The following is a 1,222-nucleotide window of genomic DNA, read 5'->3' as shown; positions in this document are numbered from 1 at the left end:
TTTCCCTAGCCTTCGGCTCTGCGAAAACCTGGCTGCCGGACTTTCACCGACATAGTTACGTGCCATGCCCGGCACACACGTTTGGTTAAGGGGCGGGCTTTAGCCCGTCCCAGTGAGCGTAGCGAACGATTTGAACCACTAGTTAGATTATACATCGCCGCCATCGTGAATTTTAAGCGCGCTTGCGATGGCTTTTCTAAGTGTAGTTACTTCTTTAATGTGCTGATTGGGTGATGTTGGACTTTGGTTGAATTTCGCGAGTATTAAATGTTCGCCTTTGGGGCCGCTTAAGTGCAAAGATCTGCCGGCGTAACTTTCGACTTGCGTGTAGATTCTGGAATATTTTGAGAGATCAATTTCCGATTGGCACCGAAATGAATATGGTTTTCTGTATACATATTTTAGTGTTTTACTTTGTGTGTTTATTAATGCTGTAACAGGTTTTGCCAGCATAATGGCGTTTAAAACTACAATTGCTGCGATTGCAATTGTAGTGTTGGCAACCTTTATTGCGACTACAAACAGCATTGCTGAATAAAAGGCCCGTAGAAGCCATTGTCGTGAGTCTGTGGGGAACTCGATGAATTCTTCAGTCATGTGAATAATCTAACGTTTGGTTAAGGGGCGGGCTTTAGCCCGTCCCAGTGAGCAAAGCGAGCGACTTGAACCATATGTTAGGGGGCAACTAGCACCCAAGGCAGTATAGATCGGCATCGATGCTTACTCCTAACGAGGCGATACGAGCTAGGGTTGCTTTAGAAATATGGAACGCAGGTCTTGTGGTTTCGTTGAAGTGCCCTACGCAAACAAGATAAGTTTGGTATTGCTCAGATATTTGTTTGACTGCCTCGCCGTTGCGTTCAAGAAGTGGCAGAAGGGCTTCAATATGAGACTCAATGCAAGTGTTCGATTCAGATAAAGGGCTGTTCAAACACCAACCGCTGTCTGGCCGTGCAGGGTTGTAACGCCCAGGATCACCCTTGCGCCAACTACTGGTTGGTGCACAGCCAAGAGCAGCAGATATTTCCTCAAGCGGAAGGGTTTCTGCCACAACTCTAAAATATGTGTATGCCCGTGGTGCAGAATTCAATGTTGATCCCTAAGGATCCTCTGAAGTAGCCATGCATTTCTGGCTGACTTCAGCTGCTGCTGATTTTAAAAGCGGCAAATCGACCAAAAACGCTCAGATCACCCGCTCATTTCTGTGTTTTTAGCCGCCGCG

At 46.7% G+C, this 1,222-nt stretch carries 2 protein-coding genes; both read right to left on the bottom strand.

The annotated features are described in order from the left end of the window. Window positions 1–147: 147 nt before the first annotated feature. Entirely contained in the window at window positions 148–597 is a 450-nt protein-coding gene (locus G9C89_RS24885) for a hypothetical protein (protein WP_172153377.1), read from the bottom strand. A gap of 88 nt (window positions 598–685) precedes the next feature. Beyond that, on the bottom strand, window positions 686–1,051 hold the full coding sequence (locus G9C89_RS25685) for a DUF4279 domain-containing protein (protein ID WP_390623864.1): 366 nt from the start codon (window positions 1,049–1,051) through the stop codon (window positions 686–688). Between the last annotated feature and the right edge of the window lie 171 nt (window positions 1,052–1,222).

The organism is Pseudomonas tumuqii (assembly GCF_013184545.1).
Lineage (GTDB): Bacteria > Pseudomonadota > Gammaproteobacteria > Pseudomonadales > Pseudomonadaceae > Aquipseudomonas > Aquipseudomonas tumuqii.
The sequence above is the reverse complement of the archived record's forward strand: the minus strand, read 5'-3'. Positions and strand labels throughout refer to the sequence as shown.

Bases quoted from the DNA above. Each gene is read 5' to 3' on its own strand.
- G9C89_RS24885 (WP_172153377.1), bottom strand. From the start codon at position 597: ATGACTGAAGAATTCATCGAGTTCCCCACAGACTCACGACAATGGCTT.